Below are 26,920 nucleotides of genomic sequence, written 5' to 3'. Positions count from 1 at the left end.
AATGCGGAATCGTTAGTCATTTTTGACTATCAACGATTTTGGATGTACTTTTGAATTTTACGATTAGCCGTGGATTGGCTAATATTTAAGGCTTTCGCCAACAAAATGCTGTTAGGGTAATCTTTATACATACGCTGTATATATTCCTTTTCTACTGCTTCCAAATACGAAGAAAGGGAACTTTCATTATGTTTTTGGTTAGATTCTTGATGGGGGATATTGATGATATCAACATTTGATGTGATAATTGTTTTTTCAACAAAGTTGCGAAGCTCTCGTACATTTCCTAGCCATTCTTTTTGACTTAGGAATTCAAGCATCTGTGTAGAAAATCTTTTGTTGAGACTATACTTCTGGTTAAATTCCTTCGTAAATTCATAGATAAGCGTGAGAATTTCTTCTTTTCTTTCCCTTAGAGGTGGAATAAAAAGTTTGACAACATCGATACGGTAATAGAGATCTTCCCTGAACCTTTTCTGAACTACCATCTCTTTTAAATTTTGGTTCGTGGCGCAAATAATACGGCAATCAAGATTAAAGCTACGGTGGCCGCCAATCCTTGTGACTTTACGGTTTTGAAGGACGGACAGCAATTTTACTTGAAGATTAGCAGGAAGCTCTGCGATTTCATCTAAGAAGATAGTGCCAGACTTGGCTAACTCGAAGTATCCTGGTTTTCCTCCTCGTTTAGCCCCTGTAAAGGCACCTTCATCATAGCCAAACAGTTCCGATTCAAATAACGCCTCCGGAATTGCTCCACAGTTAACTTCAATAAATGGCTCTTCGGCTCTAAACGATTGACTATGAAGTAGTTGAGCAATCCTACTTTTTCCGACCCCTGATTCCCCCTCGATAAGGACAATCACATCCAGATTGGCCACTTTTGATACGACATTCATAATCTCGTTCATCTTTGCATTTTGGAATAAGAAAGACTCTAGATTTTTAATCCTCTCAACTTCTTTTTTATAGATTTCAAGTGTCTCTGCTACTTGTTCATTTCGTTCCTTGAGTGTCTCTAGTTCCGTGATATCCCTCGAAAAGCTCAACGCATGCTTTAATTTCCCTTCAGAAAAAATTGGATACCCTGAGACCAAGACCTTTTTTCCCATTTGTGTTTCTTGAATAATAGTGACAGGTTTTTGGTTTTTGATTATTAAGGCTGAAACAGAAGGATTTAGAATTCCTCTATCTTCCAATGAGTAAACATTATTCCCTATGATCTCGTCCGGGGTTACACCGTACAAATCATAGCAAGATGGGCTTACCTCAAATACCATACCGTGCTCATCAGTAATAAAAATCTCATCAAAAGAATGCTCGATAATCTTTTTCAGCAGTTCTTGTTCAGTCTTTTGCTTTAACAAATTAAACTGCACCTCCATTAGTCAAATTTGGGTTCGTTATTCATAGATGACTAAACTTTCTTTACTATCTATTAAAACAAATTGGAGAAGGTAATAGAATAAAAATTCTGAAAAATGATAATAATTTCTTTCTTAATTTATTACCTTCAATTAATTACATGTACTATCGCAAAAAAGAAGGAAAACAGGAAAACATGAACTAGCATGCTTCCATTTAAAATATAAAGTTGTTTTAATATGGCAGTAAAAAAGAAGTGGTGGAGAAACTATGTAGAAATGCAAGCCTAAGAGGTTTGAAAAAATAGATAGTTAGATATAAAGAAGAGGAACTGCATAGAAGCAAGTTCCTCTCTTCAGTTATTGAATAATAGTAATTCTATTTTCTTTCATATATATAATAGCGATATAATAAATAAAAAAACAGAAAGTTGTGATAACACATGAAATTTGATTGCATTATTGTTGGAGCTGGGTCAATGGGGATGGCTGCAGCTTATTTTTTAACGAAGGCTGGAAAAAGGGTATGTGCCATTGATGCATTTAATCCACCTCATACAAACGGTAACCATCATGGTGAAACACGGATTATTCGCTATGCTTACGGTGAAGGAGTCGAATATGTCCCACTTGCTTTACGCGCCGCAACACTTTGGCAACAGTTAGAACAACAAGTAAATAAGCATTTACTACTACGAACAGGTGTTGCCAATATTGGAGACAATGACAATCCTTTCATACATACTGTGATTGAAAGTGCTAAAAAGTATGATTTACCACTTGAGATATTAAATGCCGAAGAAATTATGAAACGTTGGCCAGGTATTCAAGTTGGAGACAATATGATAGCTGCATTTGAACCGACATCGGGTGTTCTTCGTGTAGAGGACTGTGTTGCTGCATATAAAGAGCTAGCAATTAATGAAGGGGCTAAGGTTCGCATAAATGAGTCTGTACAACATATTGCTTTTGGTAATACAGTTAAAGTAACAACAGCAAATAATACATATGAAGCAGATAGTTGTATCATATGTGCAGGAGCTTGGACAAAAAAGCTATTACAACAATACAATTTACCACTCAACCCGATTCGAAAAACATTTGCTTGGTTTGAAGCCGAGGAAGCATTGTACGGCGAAGCAAACTTCCCGGCCTTTGCAGTGGAACTTAGTAACGAGTGTTACTACGGCTTCCCTAGCATAAATGGTGCTGGCTTTAAAATCGGGCGTCATGATGGAGGTGAAACTGTTAATCCAGATAAAGCGTTGCGTGAATTTGACGTCTCCGATACAGCCGATTTACGACAGTTTCTTGCTACATATATGCCACAAGTCGGAACATTAAAAGAAGGAAAAGTATGTAAATATACAATGACACCGGATGAACATTTTATTATTGATTTTCTCCCAGAACAATCAAATGTTATTGTAGCAACCGGTTTCTCTGGTCATGGCTTTAAGTTCAGTAGTGCAATCGGCGAAATGCTTGCTCAAATGGTGACAGATGGCAAGCCACAATTATCTAACGAGCTATTCAAATTGAATCGATTTTAATCAAACATTGCTTAGCTACCATAGTTGAGCAGTGTTTTTATGTTTACATATTTATTTAGTCTTAAATTTGTATTAATATACAACAATCTTGTGCCATTGTTTAAAATTAAGGTACAAAATAATGAAACTTTTTTACACTGCTAATCAATCATTTCATCTCTTCGCTTCTCGTTTTTTATTAGATTTTCACATTGCTCTTTAAATAATTATGGTAAGTGATGAATACATCCAACTATTTTAGGAAAACTTTTTTTAAGCAAAAGCTTTTTCAAAATCTAATGAAATTGAGTGGGAAAAATGCGATCTGTTATTACAGTCATTCTTTTAACAATTACCTTATTCATTAATTGTTCCAATGTTTTAGCAAAAGATGAAGGTGTGGGCATTGAGATTGAAATGCTCCCTTGGGAAAAAGTGCATGAAATTTTGCCAAAGTACAGCAAGTTTACAGTATTGGATGTGGAAACAGGGAAAAAGTTTAAGGTGCAGCGACGTGCAGGAAACCGCCATGCGGACGTTCAGCCCTTGACCTCAAAAGATACGATAATAATGAAAGAGATATATGGCGGCAAATGGAGCTGGAAACGAAGAGCTATTATAGTCATTCATCAAGATCGATGGATTGCGGCTTCAATGCATGGGATGCCACATGGTGCTGGTGCATTAAATAATAATTTTCCTGGTCATTTTTGCATCCATTTTTATGGAAGTAAGACCCACAGCACAAACTCTATGGATTTATCACATAAACTCATGATTTTAAAAGCAGCAGGCAAACTTGAAGAGTATGTTACCGGCGCAGACCCGTTTGAACTAATTAATGCATATGTAGCTGGAATTAAGCAGCAGGATTCCCGGATCATCTCGACCATTTCCCATCAGCAAATTGACTGGAAAGATCATTTTCAATCGATTGAAAATATAAATTTGAAACGTTTATCTAATTTTCCTGTTGAAGACCTAGTAAATCAACTAAGTCTTCAAGTGCCAGTTGAAATCGAATGGGTAAGTAATAATTCAGAAGAAAAAAAATATTTTAAAGGGGATATTTACTTATTCCGTTTTTCTCCCGCAGATGCATGGAAAATAGATAGTATCCGCTTTTTAAAAGATAGTCGTATTTAAAAGAATTAAAAAATAAAAGACTTTTTGAAGCAATCATTATGAAGAAGGATGATTTTTCAAGGATCCTTGTTAAATAAAAAATACTTTGAAGAATATCTCATCCCCAGAATATTTCCACACTATTATAAATGTATTTTAAATCTTATGCGAAGTCATTAAGCAGTAGCTTATTCCATAATAGGACGCTTTCCTTAAATAGGGAGAGTGTCTTTCTTTATGTAAAGGGGGTTAGAAATTTTTGAAGCTTTACTATCAAATAAGATATTACCTTGACTATGTATACTGATGTAAAGCGTTTGTTCAATAACCTTTAATCATAATAAGTAATGAGTTAAAATTAAAATAACTGTAAGAAAATGGAGGGTTGTTGAATGGCAACGATTGAGGACTTTTTGAAATTGGATATCCGTATTGGTACTGTTGTTAAGGCGGAATTTTTTCCTGAAGCAAGAAAACCTGCAATAAAATTAGAAATTGATTTTGGGGAGATGGGCATTAAGCAGTCTTCAGCACAAATTACACGAAGATATAAACCAGAACAACTTATTGGAAGTCAAGTAGTGGCAGTAGTAAATTTCCCTCCAAGGCGTATTGCAGGCTTTAAATCTGAGGTATTGGTAATTGGAGGCGTCCCAGGAGAAGATGACGTGGTACTATTAAAACCAGATCAACCTGTTAAAAATGGAACACCAATAGCATAAAAAAATCTGAAATCAACTTAATGTTAAATCAGAATTTGTTTCGTTAAAGGGGTCTTTAGTGGATAATGATGATCTTCAACAATCAAGTCGCGTTCATTTAGAAATGCGTCTTATTTGATAGGGTCATTTAATGAACGACATTTAATGAGAATATTGGTATCTAAATTTAAGTTTAGATAGGGTTGTGAAGATTGGTACTTAAACTAATTTTTATTCAATAGTAAAGTAAATGGAGAGATGCATTGATTAAAAAAATTGATATTACTAACCCTAAACTTGCTAGAGAAGTATTAAACATTCAAATTCCTTCATATAAGATAGAGGCTGAAATGATTGACTTTTATGAATTGCCGCCATTAAAAGACACAGTAGAAACGTTGAAGCAATGCGAAGAGACTTTCTATGGTTATTACTTAAATGAAGAATTATGCGGAGTTATTTCTATAAAAACAGAGAAAGGTATCATTGACATACATTGGTTAATGGTGCATCCAAAACACTTCAGAAAAGGAATTGCCAAAATTTTATTGGATTTCATTGAAAGCAATTTTGTTGATTTTGAAACAATAATAGTGTCAACTGGATCCAAGAATATACCAGCAGTGACCTTCTATTTGAAAAATGGATTTATAAAAACAGAAGAAAAAAGAATAGCAGAACGCATATCTTTAACTTCTTTTAAAAAGGAAATTTAATATTGTTTTATTAATCAATCGGGCGCGTTCATTTTAAATCGCGCTCTTTTGCATTTAAAGGCTAAAATTCTTGGATAAGAGAATTCTTTATTAGGAAGTCTTATAAGTCATGAAGACCTCAAGGGAAATTGTTCCTTGGCTCAGTTATAATAATTTGATTCCCGAGAAGACTAACTAAACATGAAACTTTCTTGGAGGAAACAAATTATGACTGAACATCATATTCAACTAACGTCGGCTGAAATTGCTTCTATTTGGACTGCTTATATAAATGATAGTATGTCCAAATGTGTTTTAGGCTATTTTCTAAAACATGTAGAAGATCAAGAAATCCGTTCGATTATTCAACAGAGTTATAACCTTGCGTCTACTCACATTGAGAAACTCACAAGCATCTTTCAAAAGGAACAACTCCCATTACCAACAGGATTTACAAATGAAGATGTAAATCTGAATGCCCCTCGTTTATACACAGATTCATTTATGCTCGATTATATTGGCCATACCGTAAGAGCAGGTTTACTTGCATATGGTGGCTTTATTGGAATGAGTGCTAGAAAAGATATAAGGGCCTATTTCATGGAAGCACTTACAGAAACATCGAACTTATATGAAACTGGTGCGGATATATCTCTTTCAAAAGGACTCTTTGTGAGACCTCCTTATATTCCTTATCCAACTAAAACTGACTTTGTTGACAGTAAAAAATACTTTACAGGATTAAATCCATTTAATAGAAAGAGACCACTAAATGCAGTGGAAATATCTTACTTATTTATGAATATAAAAACTAACAATCTAGGGAGTAAACTTGCGTTAAGTTTTGCCCAAACAGCATCAACGGGAAAAGTTAAAAAGTGGATGTTAAGAGGAAGTGATACTTCAAAAAAGCATATTCAAATATTTACACAGTTGCTATTAGATAACGATACACCAGTCCCAGCCTCATCAGATGTTTGTATTACGGACTCAACGACACCACCATTTTCTGAGAAATTAATCATGTACCACATGTCATTGTTAAGTGCAATAGGTATGGGGAATTATGCAACGGCAGCTGCTGCAAGTCAACGAAGTGATTTAGCCATAAATTATGAGCGTTTATCAATCGAAATCGGGCAATATGCGAAAGATGGTGCGGATATAATGGTTCAAAATGAATGGTTAGAACAGCCACCAGGAACAATGGATAAAGAGCAATTAGCGAAAAGTAAGGATCGAAATAGGTGAAATACTGAATGGTTAATTAATAGGAAGTGAGTGAATGTCCAAAGAAAAACAAATAGAAATAGTCCTTTGGAATATTGCATTCCCTGCTTTTGGACAGCTTCTAAATGGAAAATAACTTAGAGGAATACTTTTCATACTATTAGAAATCTTAATTAACGTCGAATCGTTATCTTGGTGTGTTACTCGGTCCTGTTTTTTTATCTATATTATTTCTGCTTATCGGAATAATATTAGGGTTGTTAATACAAATTTTAAAAAATTTAGTGAGACACAGTAGCATTCTTTGTATGAATAGTATCGAATAAATTTCTTCAAGTAAAGGGCGCATTTCCTTAAGAATTGCGCCCTTTATTGTATATTGTTTTCTAAGATCATTTTGATGAAATAACAAATATGCTAAAAAAAACCATTCGAATTTTTGAACAAAGAGATTCAAATTATATTAATCAGTTAATTTAAATGCCAGTTTTAATACCAAACCCTACTAAAATTAAGCCAGTTGATTTTTGAAATACTTTCTGGAATTTCGAGTGATTCAACCACTTTTTTGCGTAATCAATTACAAAAACAAGAGTTAAAAACCATATTACAGCGAGTAAAGTAAGGATTGATGCTAACACAATTAATTGCTGATTTACATTTTCGCTCAAATCGATAAATTGAGGCATGATTGTTATATATACCAAAACAGTCTTTGGATTAAGTATATTACTAAGTAAGGCTTGCATAAAGGACCCTTTATTATGCCGGCTTGAAGAATTGGTAGGTGCATTAGCTTGTTCTTGAATTGCCTCTAGAGAAAACACACTTTTAGTAAAGAAACTTTTTATACCCAAATAAATTAAGTAAGCAGCTCCCAAATATTTTATTGTACTAAAAAGAATGACAGACTTTGCAATGACAACCGATAACCCTAGAATAGCAATAAGCGTCCAAAAAGAAAGTCCCGTTGCCATTCCAAGAACCGTATAACGTCCAGCTTTTGGACCGTAACTGAGCGTATTTTTTACCAGAAGCATTGTATCTACTCCAGGTATAATAACCATCATTGCTGCGATAGAAACGTACATTAATAAGCCATCCATATAGTTTTTCCTTCCTTCTCTAACAGTGACTACCAAAGTAACTACTGTTATAAGTATATCAGAATCGTTTGAAAATTATCAATCGATTTTGATAAAATGTTAGTTACTAAGGTAGCAACTAAAGTAATGTTGGAGGGCGTATGAAAGAAAACATTTTAGAAATATTAAAAAATCTAAATTTTACTGAATATGAAGCAAAAGCATATCTTACTTTGTTGGAAGAATCGCCGTTAACCGGCTATGCTGTATCAAAAAATTCCGGCGTACCTCGTTCAAGAATTTATGAAGTTCTAGACAGTCTCACCATGCGAGGAGATATTTTAGTTAGCCCTGGAAATACACCACAATATACGCCTGTTCCTGCAAAGGAGCTAATCAAAAGTCGCCGAATGAAAGCGGAAGAAAACTTTGAACTTGCAGAAAAGTCATTAGCCGAGTTTGAACGTTCTGCAAATGACCGTGAAAATATTTGGAATATCACGGGACGCAATGAAATACTTGAAAAGGTAAAAGCTTGCATATTATCTGCAAAAAAAAGAATTCTTTTAGAGGTTTGGAAAGAAGAATTTGAAGAATTAGAGTCTGAACTAAGACAGGCAGCAAAAAGAGGGGTTAATGTAACGATTATTGCTTATGGGGATATCTTCTCTGATTTTGCTAATGTTTATCTTCATTATATGGGACGTGAGATTACAGAAGAGTATGGTGGAAGATGGATTGTATTTAGTGGAGATGACTCAGAAGTAGTAGCAGGTATTGTCTCGCTAGGAAAAGATAGCCGTGCAGCATGGACAATGCATGTTGGGTTAGTCATGCCAATTACAGAAGTCATGATCCATGATTTGTATCTCATGGAAATAATGGAGAAACATAAGGAACTTTTAGAGGAAAGTTTTGGAGAAAACCTCGTGAATTTACGTCGCAAATTTTCCATCCATCCAGATTTTAAAAAGCATTACGTCGACTAAATTAATATTACTATTGTCGTCGCTTTATATAAGATAAGAATAGTATTACTTCATAGCAAATAAATGCGTTTCTTTGTGAACTCACAGGTAATAGTGTTATAAACGCACAATTATTGATCTTCAACAATTCCATCTCTTTTCTTTTAAGTGCCATTAATTGGAGTAAAATTACTTTTAAGGGTTATTAAAATGAGATCATTTTTTTGCCTCTGTGAAGGTCATTTGAGGAAATGCAGATTTACTGCATTTCGGAGTCCCACCGACAAACTCACGTGGATATATAAGACAATTTTAGAAAGGTAAAACCCTGATTTTTCCGATTAGCGTAGAAAAATCAGGGTTTTTTATAATTTAAGGGGAAGCAGGTGGAGTTCGAAACTTCTACTTAAAATGAATATTCCACTAGAAATTAATATGTTCCCATCCTAATGGTGAGATGTGTGGAAGTAGTAATTCTTCATGACATGCATAAAGTGTATTCAGCATGCTAAGAAACTATATGCAAATAGAGCCTTTTAAGAAAAGTTTATTCATTCAACCGGATCTCAACAGTTGTCCCAAAGCCAATTTTACTGGTTAAGTTAACTTTCCCTCCATGTGCCTCGATAATATCCCTTGAAATGGCCATGCCGAGACCTGTACCTTGAATGTTGCTCGTATTTGTACCCCGATAGTAGCGTTCGAAAATTTGTTCCAGATCATCTGCTGGTATGCCTTTTCCGTTATCTTCAATCATGAGTCTGTCTGTATGGATCCGAATCGTTACGGCAATGTTTTCGTCATTGTGGATAAGCGCATTGTAAACAAAATTTAAAATCGCGCGTTTCATGAGATGACGGTCGATATTCCACTTCAAATCCGGTGAATCACTAAAGAAGGAAATTTCGTATTGCCCAAATTGCGGATCATTTAATAAATCAATAACAATTTCACGCACAAAGCTTTCCAGACGTGTTTCCTGTAAGGTGAGGGGCATCTCCTGATTGCGAAGACGCATCGTTAAATTAAAATCATCAAGCAGGTTTTTCATATAAATCGATTGCCGTTCAATAACTTCGGAGTATTCTAAACGTTCCAATTGCGATACGTCTTGATCACGAAGCAATTCTGCATATCCTTGTATGGAAGCGAGCGGTGTTTTTAAATCATGGGAGACATTGCTGATCCATTCAGCACGCATCTTTTCCAGTTTTAGACGTTCTTCTTCATGTGCTTGCAGAGATTGTGATACATCATTTAAATTTGAAAAAACAGGTTTGTAAATTCCAGGCTTTTTCGTTTCTTGTACTGTAAAATTCCTTTTTTTGAGTTGTGAAATCCGGTCTATAATATTGGAGACAGGCTTTGTTAGAACGGTACTAAATAATAAACCTACGAGCATGGCAATGAATAAATCGACGATGACAATCGCTAACAAAGATTTCATTGCATAGGAAATAATAGTTTTAGAATCCATCATGAATACAATTCTATTTTCTTTCGAATGAGGGACACCAATCAAATAGCTGTATGATTCAAATTCTCCAATGAAATAAGTATTTAATTCATCGTCCATATATTTATATTTGTGGATGAGTTCAATTGGGCTATAGTGTGTTGAAAGATCTTCCGGTGCAAGGTAAGAAGATTGAACCTGTCCGTTCTGATCTAAAATCTGTATCCATCCCCCGAATATCCGTAGTGCTTCAATTCCTTCTTCGGAAACAACAGGCTCTCCATTTTCAAGCGATATATATTTGTCAAATCCGCGTGTAAAGGTTTCGCCTGAGTTCTCGGTCACTTCATCGATTCCGTGTTTCTGTTGATAAATAAGCATGCCCATTAAAATAAAGGTATTAAGGAAGATTACGATAAAGACAATGCTCAGCACCGAAATCAAGTAGCGGATTGTTAATTTCCATTTCACCTAATCACCTATTTCACGATAAATCTATAGCCGAGCCCCTTGACGGTTGTAATGAAAGCTGGCTTCGAGGGGGTTTCTTCAATTTTTTCTCGGAGCCTTCTAATATGAACCATCAAAGTATTGTCTGCCCCATAAAATTCCTCTCCCCAAACACTTTCAAACAGTCTTTCTTTGCTGATAATCCTGTTTGGGTTGTGCATAAAGCACGCCATTAAACCAACTTCTTTTGCTGTTAGATCAAGAAGCTCACCATTTTTCACAACTTCCGTTTCGTCATGATTGATTGTAAACGGACCGACTGTCATCGATTTGTTCACATTTGTTTGCACAGACATTTCCATTGTATATACGCCTGCGCGCCTAAGCTGAGCCTTTACACGGAAAGCCACTTCCTTTGGGCTGAATGGTTTTGTAATATAATCATCGCCGCCAATCGCCAGTCCCAAAATTTTATCGATTTCATCTGATTTAGCAGATAAAAATAACACAGGTATTCGTGAAACCTTACGTATTTTATTGCATAAATCATAGCCCTCGCCATCTGGCAACATGATATCTAATATGGCGATATTAGGGTTGAACGAATTAAATTTCTCCCAGCCCTCTTGAACAGAACCCGCCGTTTCAACCTCTGTAAGTCCTTCCTTCGCAAGCGCAACTTTTATTAAATGACATAAGTCACTCTCATCATCCACGATCAAAATACGCGGCTTTTCCAAAGCTGGCACATCCTTCCTTTAAAAATGGAACCTCTCTCTTTTTACAGTCTAAACAAATTAAATTGAGTTCATGTAATTTTAACATTTAAGGATTTTGTAAGGTAGACGTGAATTTAACGTAAGGTTTGCCCGGTATAGTTTAGACATACGAAAGAGGTGCATATGGATGGAACCATTATTAGTAGTACGAAATGTAGAAAAAATTTATGGAAATAGCGCAAATACCTTTAAGGCGCTTGAAAATATATCATTTAAGATTGACCATGGAGAATTTGTAGGGGTCATGGGGCCTTCAGGGGCAGGTAAATCAACATTGCTTAATGTGCTTGCGACAATTGATTCACCGACAAATGGAGATATTTTTATCAGTAATGACAATATTGCAAAGATGAAGGAAGAGGCGCTTTCAGATTTTCGCCGTGATCACCTTGGATTTATATTCCAAGATTATAACCTATTGGATTCATTAACTGTACGTGAAAATATTCTTCTTCCACTAGCAATTGCAAAGAAACCGGCAGCTGTGATTCAAGCACGGGTAGACACAATTGCCCGCACATTCGGCATTTCAAATTTACTCGACAAATACCCATACCAGATCTCAGGCGGTCAAAAGCAACGTACAGCTGCGAGCCGTGCACTCGTCTCTAATCCAAAGCTTATTTTTGCTGATGAACCTACAGGGGCATTGGATTCGAAATCAGCCACTGACTTGCTGGAGAGTTTAAGCAAAATGAATGTTGAGCATGAAACAACAATAATGATGGTAACGCATGATGCATACGCTGCAAGCTTCTGCCGTCGAATTTTATTCATCAAGGATGGCCAATTGTTGAAGGAAATATTCCGTGGAACAAAGACACGCAAGGAATTTTTCCAAATGATATTAGTTGAACTGGCACAATTAGGTGGTGACGTGCATGACGTTATTTGATTTAGCACTGAAGAATATTCGCCGCAACATGAAAAACTACTCACTTTACATCGGATCGACCATTTTTTCAATTATTATTTACTTTACTTTCGTAACTTTGAAATATAGTGAGGACATTAGTGCATTAGCAGAAACATCAAAACAAATCAGCGGCATCATGAGCGCTTCCGCCTTTGTATTAATGATATTTGTGGCGATTTTCATAGCTTATTCTAATTCTTTCTTTATGAAAAAAAGGAAAAAGGAAGTCGCACTTTATTCGCTACTAGGTGTGCGCAAACGTTCGATTGGCTTTATGTTGTTTTTTGAAAACATGGTGATTGGGCTGTTTTCACTAGTAGTTGGCATTGGGCTTGGTTTTTTATTGTCGCGCGTATTGTTGACTATATTAATGAAATTGATGGGGCTAGATATCGTGATAGGATTCGCATTTTCGATGAATGCGGTGATTAATACATTAATTGTATTTTTCATCATTTTCTTATTTACCTCAATCCAAGGATATCGCGTCATTTATCAATTTAAGCTAATCGATTTATTTCATGCTGAGAAAAAAGGGGAGGAATTGCCAAAAGCACGCATAATTTCAGCTCTTTTAGGTGTGGTCTCTTTAGCAGCGGCTTACTGGTTGGCATTGCAGGATTTAGCGACTTCATCAATTTGGCGCATGCTCAGTTTGACGATGCCAATTGTCATTATTGCTTTAACAGTCATTGGCTCTGCACTATTATTTAGCAGCATGCTCGTTTATGTGTTATCAGTCATGAAAAAAAATAAGCGCTGGGCTTGGAAAGGTCTTAACTTAATGACTTCCTCGCAACTGCTATACCGCATTAAGGGCAATACGAAAACCTTAACGATCATTGCCACTTTGAGTGCGACAACTATTACTGCAGGCGGAGCCGTATTTGGGATTTACTATAATGCAGATGAAAATATACAAGCCTATACACCATATACATTTATGTGGGAAGGCGCTCCACAGGAAATTAATCCAAATATAGTAGAGTACGTTGAAGCAGTCCATAGTAAGACGGTTCTTATTGAACAAGGCACGTATGAAAGGGAATATGCAGTCATTAATCAATCAACATTTGAAAAATTGGCAAGAAACCTGGATTGGTCAAATATACAAGTAGCACAAGACGGGGATGTGTTAATGATTGATGCTTTTTATGATGAACGCTGGTCGCAAAAAATAGACTCCGTAATAATTGAGGGTGCAGAATACACGGTGGCGAAATTATATGACAAAGCGGTATTCAATACATCCACGGTAGGTGCAAGTGCCCTCGTTGTCACAGATCAGCTATACAGTAAAATCACTGCAGATGAAAAAACATATCAAGCTGTGCAAGTAAAGGATTATAAAAACCAATTGGCATTATCAAAGAAATTAGCAGCTAAAACTGAAAATTTCTCGAGTGCAACAGAAGACTATAGGGCTTCGATTGAAGCATCAGGTGCGCTGTTATTCGTCGGCAGCTTTTTAGGGCTCGTTTTTCTCGTAGCAACCGGCAGCATCATTTTCTTTAAAATGATGACAGAAGCAGAAGAAGATAAAGGCAAATACACCGTGCTATATAAAATTGGCGTATCAAAACGTGAAATGAAGCGGACAATCCGCAGCCAAGTAGGGATGATATTTGCGTTGCCGCTAGGATTGGGCCTTCTTCATGGAGCGGTGGCATTAACAGCCTTCTCCAATTTATTAATGATGGATCTGCTCATGCCAGTGCTTATATGGATGCTTGCTTATACGTTAATTTACACCATTTATTATTTCATCACAGTTCGAGGTTTTAACAAAACAGTTCATTTAGGTGGTATGGAGGGATAATATGAAAAAAGCATTATGGTTACTAGGCGTGTTATTAGTGAGTGCCATTGTTATTTTGGCAACAGTGGACTTTAATAGATTTGGGAAAGACACAGTATATGTGCAAATAAGCGACGTGGCTTCTGTGAAAGAAACAAAACTAGATTCTGGCGAAATGATAAAGCGGTATTGGTATAAGCTGCCTGCATATAATGAAAATGGCAATCTAACAGAAGTTGAATTTTCTGCAGCAAAAGAACTGCGCAAAAATGCCTATTTAATGCTGTATATAAAGGACGGTAATGAAGTCACTTCTTATGATGAAGTGCAGTTAACTGATATTCCGCAAAAAGCAAAAGAGAAGTTGGAAGGATAAGCGGCGAAAAGCCCTGAGCAGCCGCTTTTGTGTGAAAAGGGATTTAAATTCGTATGTGTCTTCTCCTTATTGAACTATTGCTTATCTTAAATATTATTAAGCAATGACCTTCAACCATCGGGCGCCATTCTTGAAGAAATGGCGCTTGTTTTTTTTCAAATATAGGGCCACCTTTTCGTTGACATCTGAATAAAAAAAAGCAATCGGTTGTCCAATATGTAAAAAGGGGTAACTGAGGAAAATGTAGCACAATGGGATATTCCAACATGTATAAGTCAAATTGGTTATGAGGGAAGTAGCAAAGCTTCATGTAAAGAATATAAAAATGACATGATTCAATTGATTGGGATAAACTCAATAAGCTAAACACTTCGGCGAATGGGTGATGTAGTAAATTAACGAGGTAAAGATTTATAGATGGATGAGATGGCTGAGATGGCTGTTTGAGGAAAGAAAAAACAGCCCAATTTGAGCTGTCATTATTCCAGCGATTGATTATCAAAATAGGCGTTGTTGATTACAAGGTGGAAAACCCGATATATCTGCAATCAGTGAAAAATCATACTGTTTCATTGCGTATTGTGTTTGATACAGATATTCAACAACAAGTAACTTTCCGTTTGAGACACCACACAGTACTCCAGAAGTCCCTTGACCATTTATCAAGGATATTCCAATTGGTTGCCCCATTAAGTAATTAATCTTATGTTGCCATGGTGGCATTGTCATCAACCCTTTCTGTATAATTTATGCTTTTGATAATCTTTTGTGATAACAATTAAGTCAGCTTGTACAGATTATTAGACTAGAAGGACAGTTTCTATTGGTCCACGATTGCTAGTAAAGAGTATTATCTATATAATTGATGCAAATTAGTTGACCTAAGTTTTTAGGAGGAAAGAAAATTGGATGTGGATTTTGGAGAAATCAATTATTTAGCAGTAATTATAAGTGCACTTGCTATTTGTATTCTAGGTTCATTCTGGTATTCACCTAAAGTATTCTGGAATACTTGGCAAAAGTTAAAGGGGTTGAACCAGGAGGAACTACCAAGCGTTGGAAAAGTGATGACAGCTTCGATTTTAATGGCTATTGTAAATTCCTTTTTATTAGCGATTATTGCCGAGTGGGCAAATATTGATGGCTGGGTAGATGGGTTATCCCTTGGGTTAGTTATAGGACTAGTCATCGCGGGCACTTCTGCCACAAATGCCCTATATGAAGGTATGAAGTTGAAACTTTACTTGATAACGGCCGGTTTTCATGTAATCAGCATGATCATTGCAGGGAGCATTATCGGCAGTTTCTCTTGATCGTTTCACTCATATTGCGCTATCGCAACAAGTAATCCTACTCATATGTAAAAGTTAATATTGAACTTTCGGGCGCATTTCAGAAATAGAAATGTGTCTTTTTCTTTTAAGGTCCAAAAATATAGCATGGGGAATAAAAATAAGTATTTGATTTTGCATGACCATTTGAAGGTTTTTCTATTACTACTTTACCTAATTCGAATGCTACGCCATTTATTGTTAAAACAATATCAGAAAATGGGGAATTAGTAACTGCAAGGAATGGGTTAAAAGTTAAACCAGATTTTAACTTCAAAGGTTTACCAATTACCGTAATAAGAACTTAAAAGGGATCTGTATATATGTTAAAATATGGGTGAGGTGATTAAGGATGGCATTGGAAGCTGTTAATCTAATTCTTGTTTTACTAGTTTTTGGACTTATTATTTTGTTTGTCGTATCTTTTACTCTTTTTATTAGAAGAGTCCTAATAAATTCTACCATAAAAAATAATGAAGCAAATGAAGTTGAAAAAAAACTCGACAAGATCATTGAACAAAATAATAAATTGATCGCCTTATTGGAAAAGAAGGATTGATGGGGGTGATGAAAATAGAAGAACAAATCGACTTTATAATGGCTACTTCTTTTTTGCTTAATCCTATTTTAGCAATTGTATTCTGCTTAAATTTAACTAGTTACTTAAAGAAATTGATTGTTACAAAAGAGACGAATACAAAAGGTAACATTCTTTGGATGTGCATAGCATCAGCCTTTATTGTTTTCACGTTAACTTGGATGTTTGCGTTTACTGGCAATACTACGACATATCAATAATGAAAATGACAACAGATAAATATTTGCATTACTTGTAGTTACGGTCCCATTATTTTTTATTGTAACGAACCAAGAGGGGTATGTGCTTATTACATATTTAATTTTATCTTTAGGCTTCAATATTTACCTCTTATATCAAATAAATCTAGTGAAGAAAAAAGTACAATAACCCCAATTTCAACAATTGATCGCATTTCCAAAATAGTGGATTTGCGTTTTTTTAACAACTTAATCACCATTTCACGACGTAATGAAATACAATCATTATTATTGTTATAATATGGTAAAGAATGGGCATGGGGAGAATAAAATGAGTCCGATGGTTAATGTGTTTGCGTTTGTATTTATAGTAATTCCTTTATCAATCTATTTACTATATTTAATTATTGTTACATTAAAAAACTCAAATTCAGGGAAAAAGTATATGTTTTTGGGACTGCATGTTTCTTTTGTAGGGGGAATATTAGCAATAGATCCCAATATAGATTTCAAAGGATTTGAGTACATAATTGTACTATTAGGATTAATTCTTTCGATGGTAGGTATGAGTAAGGCGGATAACTAAACGAGTAGGGAAGTTATTATTAGTGAGCCTTGGGACGAACATTGGACATATGATATGCTGTGCAAAGATTTAATAGAGTGGAAAGGCGTCCATCAAAAAAGTTGGACGCCCTTCCTTAGGGTAAATTATTTAACAGCAACTGGAAGTGTTTTCATGAATTCTGATACTTTTTCTAGTCCTTGCTTTAGGACCTCTGTATCACAAGCATATCCAATGCGGAGATATCCTTCCATATTGAAGCAAGAACCAGGTGAAAGGAATGCGCCATTTGCTTTAAACAACCGTATACAAAATTCCTCTGAACTAATATCGAAATTATATTTTAGCATTGCTGTTGTACCTGCTTTAGGTTTAACATAACTAATTGCCTCTTCTTTAGCTACCCATTCATCCAAAATAGCTAAATTATCTCTAATGATTTTACGACTACGCTCTAAAATTTTATCTGCATTTTTTAGTGCGTGAACTGCTAAAATATCATCAAGCATTCCGACACTAATTGTTGTATAATCTCTGTGTTTAAAACACTCAGCGATTACATCTTTAGGCCCTACTAGCCAACCTAAACGAAGACCTGCTAAAGAGAATACTTTTGACATACTAGATGTACTAATTCCCTTTTCATAAATATCCACAATAGAAGGTACTTTAAGAGTTTCATCTTGTATTAAATTACGATAAACTTCATCACATAATATATACGCATCGCATTTTCTAGCAATTTCAACGATTTGTTCAAGCATGCTTCTTTCAATGAGAGCACCAGTAGGGTTATTTGGATTATTAATAATGATTAACTTTGTTTTTTCATTTACTAGTGATTTTAATTCATTTAAATCAGGTAAGTAATTATTTTTTTCTTTTAACGTTAATAAATCTACGTTTGCCCCAAATGATAAAGGCACTTCTTGAAGTTGTTGATAGGTTGGATCAATAGTAATGACATGATCCCCGGGTTGTACTAAAGAATATAGTACTAAAAAATTAGCGCCAATTGCACCGTTCATAACAAGAACGTTTTCAGGTTCTGCATTTTCATATAAGCTTGAGACTAGTTGTTTAAATTCAGGTGAACCTTCGATGTGACCATATGTTAATCTTTTTTGTCCAATTTCTTTAAAGAATTCTTGTGGGTCCGTTCCATCAATTGCGATTAGCTCGTCTACCGTTATAGAATCTACACAAGTTTCAGCGATATTATATACCGCTTCTATTTCGTACAAGTTCATCCAGTGTTCGATTTTAAAAGTATTAATCTTCATTATTATCTCTCCTTATAAGTCGGCTAATTGTCCGACATTTTTTTCTTTAGCAATTTTTAAAATATGGTTTGCAGTAATTAAATCTTGTAAAGAAATTCCTGTGCTATCGTAGATTGTAATATCTGAATCAGATAGTCGACCTTTACCGTTCCCCAAAATGACTTCGCCAATTTCAGCTATTACATCCTGTTTTGTAAATTTCCCTTTTAAATATGGTATTTCAGATTCACCCACATCGAATGATTGATCAATGTCATCTACAAAAATACGGGCATGGGTGAATAACTCTTCGTCAATCTCTTGCTTACCCTTCATATCTGAGCCCAAGCAGGAAATATGTGTTCCAGGTTGAACCCAGATATCTTGAATTAATGGTTTTCTAGATGGAGTAGCTGTAATAATAATATCTGCTTGTTGCGTTGCAAGTTTAATATCATCCGTGGCTACAAATGATATTTCGATTTTCTTTAATAATTCATAATAGTAGGATGCATCAGATTCTTGATAGGGGCTAATCAATTCAAACAATTTATTTTTAATAGAATCGCTAAATGTTTGTGCTCGATCAAATGAATTATCATTGTAAATTGTGACTCTTTTAATATTATCCATAGCCAATAAGGTAGATAGAATTGCATATGGAGCAACATGACCAGACCCTACAATTAATAACTCCTCAGATTCTTCTCGGGCCAAATATTTTGCACCGATTCCAGCTGCCGCACCAGTTCGCATTAATGTAATATATTCACCACTTAAAATACCTAGCGGAGTACCTGTAGTAATATCTAAAACTAATATAGTACCGATAACTGCAGGAATCCCCTTTGAAGGATTTTCCCCGAACCAAGAAACTAACTTTAATCCAAAGATATCAGCTTCAGTAATTTTACCTGATTTAATGTCCATGTCTGCTACTCCTGGGTGGAATTCGTGGAACACCATAGGGAAAAGAGAAGCACTTTTTTTTGCTTTAAATACATAGGCATCCTCTACTAAATTCATAACACTTTTCATTTCTAATACGGATTTAATGTCATGCTGATTTAATACTCGAAATGTAGAAATAATGATCACCTCTCTATTAATCTTGATTGTTCTGAAATTTGAGAAAAGTGTAGTGCGCATTCTCAATATTTAGATTATCTATGATTTCAGATTGAAATTGTCATTGAAATATCTTATATGGGTTATTTAAATTTCGAAATATTCTAAAGAGAATGAAAATGGTAGTCTATTTAGAAATAAAGCAAGGAGGAGTTTTTATGAAAAAATGGTTTTTGCATTTGACATTGGTAATAGCAGTTTTTGTAGTTGGAGGTTGTTCAGGCGGAGAAAGTGGAACAGGCGAAAAGATTGAAACAAGTGCAACTAATTCCAAATTAATAATGGCAACTTCTGCAGATTATAAACCATTTGAATATCATGAATTATCTAATGGTGAAGATCAAATTGTTGGATTTGATCTTGATGTAGCAAATGCATTGTCTGAGCAGATGGGAGTTGCACTAGAAATTAGAGATATGGATTATACGGGGCTACTGTCAGCATTACAATCAGAACGCGTGAATTTTGTAATTGCTGCTATGTCTCCTACTGAAGAACGAAAAAAGAATGTTGACTTCTCGGATGCATATTTTACAACTAAATTTGCTGCATTATCACCTAATGAAGAATATCAATCTATTTCTGGTTTGAAAGATTTAAAAGTGGGTGTTCAATTAGGGTCAACACAAGAAAATGCTGCCAAAGAAGCAGGTTTAGAAACATTTGCATTAAATAAATTTCCCGAACTTATTCAAGAATTAAACACGGGACGAATTGATGCCGTTTTAGTTGAAGAGACAGTAGCTTCGGAATATATAGAACAGAATCCTGGAAAGCTCAAGGCGGGAGTAATTGAGGATTTACCAGGTTTAGATGTAGCAATTGCTTTTCCTAAAGGCTCACTGCATGTAGAAGAGTTTAATAAAGCAATAAATGCACTAAGAGAAAATGGGAAATTAAAAGAAATTGAAGATAAATGGTTTATGCGCTAATAAAATTTCTATTTAGAAATGAGTGGGAAAAATGAATATAAATTTTGAGATTATTATTCCATACATCCCCTATATACTAGGGGGCTTATGGGTCACAATAAAGTTTACAATACTCTCTGCATTTTTAGGAATTCTATTAGGAATTCTGCTCTCGATTATAAAGATTTCTAAATTTAAAGTATTGAAAGCTCTTGCAACATTTTATACATCGGTTTTCAGAGGTACCCCCTTAATTTTGCAATTAGCTATTATTTATTTCGCTACACCACAGTTGATTAATTATGATATTACGGGATTACAAGCTGGGGTGATTGCCTTTTCTTTAAACTCTGCTGCATATACCTCAGAGACCATACGAGCAGGTATTATGGCTATAGATAAAGGACAAAGGGAAGCTGCTGTCTCACTTGGAGTCCCATATAATCGAATGATGTTAGATATTATTTTACCTCAGGCATTTAAGAACATTTTACCTGCATTAGTAAATGAGGGTATTAATCTACTAAAAGATTCAGCTCTTGTATCAACAATAGGTACAGCAGACTTGCTAAGACGTGCAAATATAGTAGCAGCAGAGCAATATGTATATTTTGAGCCACTATTATTTGTAGGATTAGTTTATTATTTGATAGTTATTTTATTAACTTATTCTGCGAAGCTTCTTGAAGGGAGGTTGCGAGTTAGTGATTAAAGTAGAAAATGTATATAAATCTTTTGGAAAATTAGATGTTTTAAAAGGTATTTCAGTAGAGATACAACCAGGGGAGGTTGTGGCTGTAATTGGGCCATCTGGTTCAGGGAAATCAACATTATTAAGATGTATGAATTTATTAGAAGTCCCAGATAAAGGGGATATTGTCGTTAATGATACGGAAATAACGAAATCTTCTACGGAGATATTAAAAGTTAGAGAAAAAATAGGAATGGTATTCCAACATTTTAATCTCTTTCCACATAAAACTGTGTTAGGAAATATGATTTATGCTCCAACTATTGTTAAAAAGAAACCAAAAGAAGAGGCTATTCAACAGGCAATGGAGCTCTTAAATAAAGTAGGATTAGCGGACAAGTCAGATGTATATCCGTCAAAATTATCTGGTGGGCAAAAACAACGTGTTGCAATTGCTCGAGCATTAGCAATGGAGCCAGAGATTATGTTATTTGATGAACCTACATCCGCATTAGATCCAGAGATGGTGAAAGAGGTATTGGCAGTAATAAAACTCTTAGCGGAAACTGGGATTACAATGGTTATTGTTACACATGAGATGGGTTTTGCGAAAGAAGTGGCAGATAGGATTTGTTTTTTAGATGGTGGTGTTCTGATAGAACAAGCGTCGCCTGAAGATTTTTTTGAAAATCCCCAAAATGAACGAACAAAAATATTTTTAGAGAAGGTGCTATAAGGATGAATATAGTGCTAAAGGACATAAATGAAGATTTAAAAAAGGAAGCTATTAGTTTAAGGAGGCATTTCCACGCGAACCCTGAACTTTCTGGAGAGGAGTGGGAAACTTGTAAATTTATTAAACAATATCTAGTAGATTTGAATTTTGAGATATTACCCTATAATGAGCCAAATATCATTGCAAAAATGAAAGGTAATGGAGATGGACCTACAATAGCTTTTCGGGCTGATATCGATGCATTACCTATAGAAGAAGAAAATGACCTAACCTATAAATCTAATAGGAAGAACATTTCACATATGTGTGGTCATGATGGACATATGGCGATTTTATTAACGGTTGCAAAATGGTGTGCCGAAAACAAAGAAAAAATAAAACCAAATATCTTGTTTATTTTTCAATCTTCAGAAGAAATGGCACCAAGTGGAGCAGAGAATTTAGTAACACAGGGAATTATTAAGGAAATGGATGTATTATTTGGATTGCATATTTGGCAACCTATTGAGAAAGGAAAAATAGGGATAAATTCTGGTAATGTAATGGCCTCTGTAGATGATTTTTGTATTGAAATTAACGGTGTTGGAGGCCACGGAGCAATGCCTCAAGAAGCAGTAGATCCAATCTATATTGCAAGCCATATTATAGGGGCAGTCCATTCAATAAATAGTAGAATTGTTGATCCACTTGAAGCTGCTGTAATTACAATTGGAAAGCTTGATGCTGGCACTTCTTATAATATAATTCCATCGAAAGTTCGGTTATATGGGTCAATTCGTAGCCTAAATGAACAAACTCGTCAAAGGATTAAACATGAATTGAAAAATATGATTCCTAATATATGTTCAGCTTTTCAAGCAAATGGAAATATAGATATCTTTAGTGGGTTACCTGCACTAGTAAATGATGTAGAAATAACAAATAAAGTTAAGGAAATCGTTCAACGAAATCTTCCTAACTTGGATATTATCGAACCTAGGCCATATATGGCATCTGATGATTTTTCATTCTATGCAGATAAAGTGAAAAGTTGTTATTTGTTTGTTGGGATGCAGGGGGAAATTAGCCAATTTCCACACCATCATCCTAAATTTCAAGTAGATGATAGTGTATTGGAAATTGGAATATCAACTTTTATAAAGATTATTCAAAATTATTATTAGGTGCTATATCTAACCAGTACCCTTTTAAAACATCAATAAAAGATTGAATAGTTACATTTCGCTGATTGCTTTTTAAATATATGGCTGTATTTAAAATTGGTTTCGTACAGTAATATAAAGGTATTAATTTTTTAGAATTAATTTCTTCTAGTATGCCCTTTTCTCCTAAAAAGCCAATGCCTGTTCCATTTAAAACAGCTCTACGTATCATCTCTTCACTACTTCCACATTCAATAGTTGCGGAGGGGGTATATTGAAGAGTTTGAAAAGCCTTATTGATATGGCAATCGAAGCTACTATTAGGAGAATAAGAGAGAAAAGGATAGTCATTTAAAGAATTATCTTTATTATATATGGAACTTGAAACAACCAAAACAAGTCTCTCAAAATCCAATATTTCATGTTCTAATAATGTAGAGTTATCTTGAATAGCTGCTATTCCTAAATCGGCATCAGAATTTAACACTTTTTCTGTTGCCTCAATACTATTTGCCTGAATAAACCGAAGTTTAACTTCCGGGTATATATTGCTATACACTTTAAAAAAGTGTGATAGATAGTGTACTGAATAATATTCAGAAGCAGCAATTGTTAATATACCAGAGGGACCGGATAAAATAGAAAGTTCATTATGTAGGTCTTCTATTGTTTCAAAGATTTTATCCGAATGTATTTTCAGAGTTTTACCTGCAGGAGTTAACGAAATTTTATTTCCGGAAGATCGCATGAATAAAGTCTGATTTAACTCCTTTTCCAGCGATTGGATATGTGTAGTCACTGTAGGTTGAGTGTACATGAGAATTTGGGCAGCTTTAGTCATATTAAGCTCCTTTGCAACCACTTGGAAGGTTTTTAAATTACGTAATTCCATGTAAACACCCCTTTTGTAGATTATATTTCCATTTTACCTATTATTTAACAAAAGTAAATAAACTTGTAATCCCTTTATTGGTAATAGCAAGACAATCTACACCCAATTATGGAAATGCTTTATGAGTACAAATCGTTATAAATAAAAGTGTTTACGAAAAAGGTAAACACTCCTCTAAAGTTCCTCGAAGGATAGTACCTTCGAGGATTTATTAAGCCTATTTTTTTATCTTGCATAAGTTCTTCTTTCTACATAAATTGAGTTTATTTTCTTTTTCCCAAAGTTGCTACATAATTTATCCCCAAAAAATAAATTTTTAACATTCAAACGTCTTCAGAACAAGGGAAATGTTAGATATTATTTATTATGAAAGATCTATAACTCAATAAAGAGGAAATTTGAAACTTTTACCAATCTATTTCGTTATCTTAATTACTAAATAGTTAAGGAGCTTTTATGAAAAACAAAAGGAGATTATTAGGGAGTACTGGTTTGGTAGTTGTTTTTTTAATGATCGTTTTTTTAATTACGCCCAATTTCGTTTTGTCTTTGATTACGGCGGATATAAATCTCGAAGGCGAAAATTTCAATGGTATTCATCTAAACGAAAATATTAGTAAGTTAAACCCTGATAGCATTTCAAAAGACACTCTCAATCCGAATTTTTACTACTTATCGAATGGTGTGAGAGTTATTACTGATGAAAACAAAAACATAAAAAATATCGCGATTACCCATGATACAGATATAAATATAAAAACAAGCAGAGGAATTTCAGTAGGTGCCCCTTTAGAAAATGTAATAGAATCTTATGGTGAGGATTATTATAAACGACGTGAGCAAGGTGTAGAAATTATGGTTTATGTTGATAAAAATAAATTTTTAGAGTTTTGGTACTGGGATCATGAGGTGCAAGAAATTCGCCTTGGCTATAATAGAATCAACTAAACTGTTATTGGCATTACTAGAAGCTGATTGATACGGAAATTTGTCGTAAGGGAGAGAACAATATGGAAACGGTTTATTTTGCAGGGGGATGTTTATGGGGAGTTCAAGCTTTTATAAAAACTTTACCTGGCGTTACGTTTACAGAAGCGGGAAGAGCGAATGGAACAAGTGACACCCTTGAGGGGGAGTATGATGGGTACGCCGAATGTGTAAAAACTGTATTTGATCCAACTGTGATAACAATTAAGGAATTAATGGGGTATTTTTTTGAAATAATTGATCCATACAGTTTGAATAAACAAGGACAGGATGTTGGTGAGAAATACAGAACGGGCGTGTATAGTGAAAAGCAAGAACACTTAAACGAAGCAAGGGCATTTCTTCTAGAGAGAAATGATTATGACCGTATAGTTGTTGAAGTATTACCCCTTACAAACTATGTGAGAAGTGCAGAAGAACATCAAGATCGGTTAGCTAAATTTCCAAACGATTATTGTCATATACCAAAAGCAATGTTAAGTAAATATAAGTAATAGTAAGCAAACGAGCGCAATTCTTGAAAAAAGAATATGCGTTCATTTTTCATTTATGGGACCATTTAATTTAGTTAATTCTATAAATTGTGATGAAAATATTTATGTTATCTAGAAATGTGCTATTATCAATAAGTTAACAATGTTAATCTATGTTAATATACCGAGATTTTTAGAATGAACAATATGAAACAATTATAGGAGAGTCCTAAATGAAAAAGAAAATGAACTACTTAATTTTACTGTTTACGGCTATCTTGATGGTTGGTTGTACAACCGTAGAAGATGTATCCACAACAGAGGAAGAAACAGCTACACAAGAAGTAACTACTGATAATACCAAAAATAGTGAAACAGAAGAGACAACTGCAACGGTTGCCGATGAACAAGCAGTAAAGGAAACACCAACCCAATCAACTAATGATTTGTTCTCAGGATACAAACTGATAGAAGTTGATGGTGGTGATTTGTCTGGATATCGTGAATCTAACGTTGTCGTGGACATTGGTTTTGGGGACCGTGAATATTGGGCCTTTACGAATGAATTCGGGCAACTAGTTCGTGTTATTGCTGACAAAATCATTTTACAAGATGACCGAAACGAACCCGTAACATCATCTGGCAGATACTACGCTGATGAGGCAAAGGTTCCTGGAGTCGAAAGTCCCGTTTTAGATGAAGGACATATTATTGCTGATTCTCTAGGCGGGGTATCGAATGCCTATAATATTACCCCACAAGACAGTACACTGAATCGACATGGTGATCAAGCCTATATGGAAGACGCGATCCGTAAAGCAGGGGGAGCAACGAATTTCGAAGCAATTATCACATATCCAAATACGAAAACGCAGATCCCTTCAAGTTATCAATATTCCTATACGTTAAAAGGGAAAGTAATCGTTGATAAATTTGACAATGTGAACCCCGATGAAGTAAATAAATCACTTGGTTTAACAGAAAGTAAGCCTTCTAAAGCAACGAGTTCAAACAAAAACCATGATATTTCTAGTGTTGATACAAACGGTAATGGACAAGTGACGATTAAAGAAGCAAAAGCAGCAGGTTATAGTATGCCAATCACGAGTGATCATTGGTTATACCCATATATGCAAGATAATGACCATGACGGTATGGTAGGTGAGTAAGCCCTAGTACTTTAAGGGAACATAGATGAATGAAAGAAACAGTTTCCTTGTTGGCCATTTATAGCAATTTGCAAATGGAACATGAATAGGAACAACTGAAGTTAATGGTCATAACAGCGATAAAATTTGTTCCGTGAAATATAATTATTTTTTACTAACGAAGGCTTTATTTCAATAACTTTTTTCAACCAACTGGCGCAATTCTCGAAAAGGAATTGTGCCTTTATTTATAGGTTCATAGGTGAAAATTGATAATTTATGTTAAAGGAAAAGGGGGGTAGTAAAAAGATGGGTATATGAAAATCTTCAAGAATTATTTGAACAAGTTTGGTCAATGGTTTAAGGATTTAGATGATTATTGTATTAATCTGAAATAATTAC

At 34.8% G+C, this 26,920-nt stretch carries 29 protein-coding genes; 20 read left to right on the top strand and 9 right to left on the bottom strand.

The annotated features are described in order from the left end of the window. Nucleotides 1–29: 29 nt before the first annotated feature. Nucleotides 30–1,367 (bottom strand): sigma-54 interaction domain-containing protein, encoded by a 1,338-nt coding sequence (locus JOD29_RS15330; protein ID WP_239585750.1) that lies wholly within the window; start codon nucleotides 1,365–1,367, stop codon nucleotides 30–32. Between the two features lie 440 nt (nucleotides 1,368–1,807). Here JOD29_RS15330 and solA point away from each other — a divergent pair, with 440 nt between their 5' ends. From solA to JOD29_RS15305, 5 genes are all read left to right on the top strand, one after another. Next, entirely contained in the window at nucleotides 1,808–2,917 is a 1,110-nt protein-coding gene (gene solA, locus JOD29_RS15325) for an N-methyl-L-tryptophan oxidase (protein ID WP_124766338.1), read from the top strand. A gap of 297 nt (nucleotides 2,918–3,214) precedes the next feature. After that, nucleotides 3,215–4,042, top strand: coding sequence for a hypothetical protein (locus JOD29_RS15320; protein WP_124766337.1), 828 nt, complete (start codon nucleotides 3,215–3,217; stop codon nucleotides 4,040–4,042). A 371-nt stretch (nucleotides 4,043–4,413) separates the two neighbouring features. Next, nucleotides 4,414–4,743, top strand: coding sequence for a chaperone CsaA (csaA, locus tag JOD29_RS15315; RefSeq protein WP_124766336.1), 330 nt, complete (start codon nucleotides 4,414–4,416; stop codon nucleotides 4,741–4,743). A 242-nt stretch (nucleotides 4,744–4,985) separates the two neighbouring features. Further along, complete coding sequence (locus tag JOD29_RS15310; RefSeq protein WP_124766335.1) at nucleotides 4,986–5,438, top strand: GNAT family N-acetyltransferase; 453 nt, start codon at nucleotides 4,986–4,988, stop codon at nucleotides 5,436–5,438. Between the two features lie 207 nt (nucleotides 5,439–5,645). Continuing rightward, complete coding sequence (locus JOD29_RS15305) at nucleotides 5,646–6,668, top strand: DUF3231 family protein (RefSeq protein WP_124766334.1); 1,023 nt, start codon at nucleotides 5,646–5,648, stop codon at nucleotides 6,666–6,668. A gap of 455 nt (nucleotides 6,669–7,123) precedes the next feature. On the opposite strand, the gene JOD29_RS15300 is transcribed toward JOD29_RS15305, so the two are convergent. Beyond that, the gene (locus JOD29_RS15300) at nucleotides 7,124–7,753 is read right to left on the bottom strand and encodes a homoserine/threonine efflux transporter (RefSeq protein ID WP_124766333.1); all 630 of its coding nucleotides are present in this window, start codon (nucleotides 7,751–7,753) and stop codon (nucleotides 7,124–7,126) included. A gap of 140 nt (nucleotides 7,754–7,893) precedes the next feature. Here JOD29_RS15300 and JOD29_RS15295 point away from each other — a divergent pair, with 140 nt between their 5' ends. Continuing rightward, entirely contained in the window at nucleotides 7,894–8,721 is an 828-nt protein-coding gene (locus tag JOD29_RS15295; RefSeq protein ID WP_124766332.1) for a TrmB family transcriptional regulator, read from the top strand. A 526-nt stretch (nucleotides 8,722–9,247) separates the two neighbouring features. On the opposite strand, the gene JOD29_RS15290 is transcribed toward JOD29_RS15295, so the two are convergent. Together JOD29_RS15290 and JOD29_RS15285 are read right to left on the bottom strand one after the other, a co-directional pair. Continuing rightward, entirely contained in the window at nucleotides 9,248–10,627 is a 1,380-nt protein-coding gene (locus JOD29_RS15290) for a sensor histidine kinase (RefSeq protein ID WP_124766331.1), read from the bottom strand. A gap of 8 nt (nucleotides 10,628–10,635) precedes the next feature. Then, nucleotides 10,636–11,346: a response regulator transcription factor gene (locus tag JOD29_RS15285; RefSeq protein ID WP_124766330.1), complete on the bottom strand. Its 711-nt coding sequence runs from the start codon at nucleotides 11,344–11,346 to the stop codon at nucleotides 10,636–10,638. Between the two features lie 166 nt (nucleotides 11,347–11,512). Between JOD29_RS15285 and JOD29_RS15280 the strand changes: the two genes are divergently transcribed. From JOD29_RS15280 to JOD29_RS15270, 3 genes are read left to right on the top strand one after another with little or no spacing between them, the layout of a single operon-like run. Further along, nucleotides 11,513–12,280: an ABC transporter ATP-binding protein gene (locus tag JOD29_RS15280; protein WP_124766329.1), complete on the top strand. Its 768-nt coding sequence runs from the start codon at nucleotides 11,513–11,515 to the stop codon at nucleotides 12,278–12,280. Continuing rightward, the gene (locus tag JOD29_RS15275) at nucleotides 12,267–14,120 is read left to right on the top strand and encodes an FtsX-like permease family protein (RefSeq protein ID WP_124766328.1); all 1,854 of its coding nucleotides are present in this window, start codon (nucleotides 12,267–12,269) and stop codon (nucleotides 14,118–14,120) included. The genes JOD29_RS15280 and JOD29_RS15275 overlap by 14 nt, the downstream gene beginning before the upstream one ends. A 1-nt stretch (nucleotide 14,121) precedes the next feature. Further along, entirely contained in the window at nucleotides 14,122–14,475 is a 354-nt protein-coding gene (locus tag JOD29_RS15270; protein ID WP_124766327.1) for a YxeA family protein, read from the top strand. Nucleotides 14,476–14,973: 498 nt separating this feature from the next. On the opposite strand, the gene JOD29_RS15265 is transcribed toward JOD29_RS15270, so the two are convergent. Next, nucleotides 14,974–15,204: a hypothetical protein gene (locus JOD29_RS15265; protein WP_192894246.1), complete on the bottom strand. Its 231-nt coding sequence runs from the start codon at nucleotides 15,202–15,204 to the stop codon at nucleotides 14,974–14,976. Nucleotides 15,205–15,386: 182 nt separating this feature from the next. On the opposite strand from JOD29_RS15265, the gene JOD29_RS15260 reads away from it, so the two are divergent. Continuing rightward, complete coding sequence (locus JOD29_RS15260; protein ID WP_240033638.1) at nucleotides 15,387–15,788, top strand: DUF1761 domain-containing protein; 402 nt, start codon at nucleotides 15,387–15,389, stop codon at nucleotides 15,786–15,788. A gap of 106 nt (nucleotides 15,789–15,894) precedes the next feature. Here the strand turns inward: JOD29_RS15260 and JOD29_RS15255 are convergent, their stop codons facing one another. Further along, nucleotides 15,895–16,083 (bottom strand): hypothetical protein, encoded by a 189-nt coding sequence (locus JOD29_RS15255; protein ID WP_205101707.1) that lies wholly within the window; start codon nucleotides 16,081–16,083, stop codon nucleotides 15,895–15,897. Between the two features lie 75 nt (nucleotides 16,084–16,158). On the opposite strand from JOD29_RS15255, the gene JOD29_RS15250 reads away from it, so the two are divergent. The 3 genes from JOD29_RS15250 to JOD29_RS15240 all read left to right on the top strand — a co-directional run bounded on the left by JOD29_RS15250 (nucleotide 16,159) and on the right by JOD29_RS15240 (nucleotide 17,169). Then, nucleotides 16,159–16,365: a DUF4083 family protein gene (locus tag JOD29_RS15250; protein ID WP_124766324.1), complete on the top strand. Its 207-nt coding sequence runs from the start codon at nucleotides 16,159–16,161 to the stop codon at nucleotides 16,363–16,365. Then, entirely contained in the window at nucleotides 16,362–16,604 is a 243-nt protein-coding gene (locus tag JOD29_RS15245) for a hypothetical protein (RefSeq protein ID WP_148090328.1), read from the top strand. The genes JOD29_RS15250 and JOD29_RS15245 overlap by 4 nt, the downstream gene beginning before the upstream one ends. A 310-nt stretch (nucleotides 16,605–16,914) precedes the next feature. Further along, nucleotides 16,915–17,169 carry a hypothetical protein gene (locus JOD29_RS15240; protein WP_124766322.1) on the top strand — a complete coding sequence of 85 codons (255 nt, stop codon included), beginning with the start codon at nucleotides 16,915–16,917 and terminating at the stop codon, nucleotides 17,167–17,169. Between the two features lie 125 nt (nucleotides 17,170–17,294). On the opposite strand, the gene JOD29_RS15235 is transcribed toward JOD29_RS15240, so the two are convergent. Beyond that, on the bottom strand, nucleotides 17,295–18,431 hold the full coding sequence (locus tag JOD29_RS15235; RefSeq protein ID WP_124766321.1) for an aminotransferase: 1,137 nt from the start codon (nucleotides 18,429–18,431) through the stop codon (nucleotides 17,295–17,297). 12 nt (nucleotides 18,432–18,443) lie between these two features. Then, entirely contained in the window at nucleotides 18,444–19,559 is a 1,116-nt protein-coding gene (locus JOD29_RS15230) for an ornithine cyclodeaminase family protein (RefSeq protein ID WP_275579658.1), read from the bottom strand. 137 nt (nucleotides 19,560–19,696) lie between these two features. Here JOD29_RS15230 and JOD29_RS15225 point away from each other — a divergent pair, with 137 nt between their 5' ends. Genes JOD29_RS15225 through JOD29_RS15210 form a run of 4 tightly spaced genes read left to right on the top strand, consistent with a single transcriptional unit; the run spans nucleotide 19,697 to nucleotide 23,039 of the window. Further along, on the top strand, nucleotides 19,697–20,470 hold the full coding sequence (locus tag JOD29_RS15225; RefSeq protein WP_124766320.1) for a transporter substrate-binding domain-containing protein: 774 nt from the start codon (nucleotides 19,697–19,699) through the stop codon (nucleotides 20,468–20,470). A gap of 31 nt (nucleotides 20,471–20,501) precedes the next feature. Continuing rightward, nucleotides 20,502–21,161, top strand: a complete 660-nt coding sequence (locus JOD29_RS15220) for an amino acid ABC transporter permease (protein ID WP_124766319.1) — start codon at nucleotides 20,502–20,504, stop codon at nucleotides 21,159–21,161. After that, on the top strand, nucleotides 21,154–21,876 hold the full coding sequence (locus JOD29_RS15215) for an amino acid ABC transporter ATP-binding protein (RefSeq protein ID WP_124766318.1): 723 nt from the start codon (nucleotides 21,154–21,156) through the stop codon (nucleotides 21,874–21,876). Before JOD29_RS15220 ends, JOD29_RS15215 begins: the two co-directional genes overlap by 8 nt. A 2-nt stretch (nucleotides 21,877–21,878) precedes the next feature. Next, nucleotides 21,879–23,039 (top strand): M20 metallopeptidase family protein, encoded by a 1,161-nt coding sequence (locus JOD29_RS15210; RefSeq protein ID WP_124766317.1) that lies wholly within the window; start codon nucleotides 21,879–21,881, stop codon nucleotides 23,037–23,039. Here the strand turns inward: JOD29_RS15210 and JOD29_RS15205 are convergent. Further along, a complete protein-coding gene (locus JOD29_RS15205; RefSeq protein WP_124766316.1) occupies nucleotides 23,020–23,910 on the bottom strand; it encodes a LysR family transcriptional regulator in 891 nt (296 codons plus the stop codon). The two genes, JOD29_RS15210 and JOD29_RS15205, sit on opposite strands and share 20 nt — an antisense overlap. Before the next feature lie 456 nt (nucleotides 23,911–24,366). Between JOD29_RS15205 and JOD29_RS15200 the strand changes: the two genes are divergently transcribed. The 3 genes from JOD29_RS15200 (at nucleotide 24,367) to JOD29_RS15190 (ending at nucleotide 26,539) form a co-directional block, all read left to right on the top strand. Further along, entirely contained in the window at nucleotides 24,367–24,858 is a 492-nt protein-coding gene (locus tag JOD29_RS15200; RefSeq protein ID WP_124766315.1) for a hypothetical protein, read from the top strand. 62 nt (nucleotides 24,859–24,920) lie between these two features. After that, a complete protein-coding gene (locus JOD29_RS15195; protein WP_124766314.1) occupies nucleotides 24,921–25,391 on the top strand; it encodes a peptide-methionine (S)-S-oxide reductase in 471 nt (156 codons plus the stop codon). Between the two features lie 212 nt (nucleotides 25,392–25,603). Continuing rightward, the gene (locus JOD29_RS15190) at nucleotides 25,604–26,539 is read left to right on the top strand and encodes a DNA/RNA non-specific endonuclease (RefSeq protein ID WP_124766313.1); all 936 of its coding nucleotides are present in this window, start codon (nucleotides 25,604–25,606) and stop codon (nucleotides 26,537–26,539) included. The last annotated feature ends 381 nt before the right edge of the window (nucleotides 26,540–26,920 follow it).

This window comes from Lysinibacillus composti, assembly GCF_016908465.1.
Lineage (GTDB): Bacteria > Bacillota > Bacilli > Bacillales_A > Planococcaceae > Ureibacillus > Ureibacillus composti_A.
The sequence above is the reverse complement of the archived record's forward strand: the minus strand, read 5'-3'. Positions and strand labels throughout refer to the sequence as shown.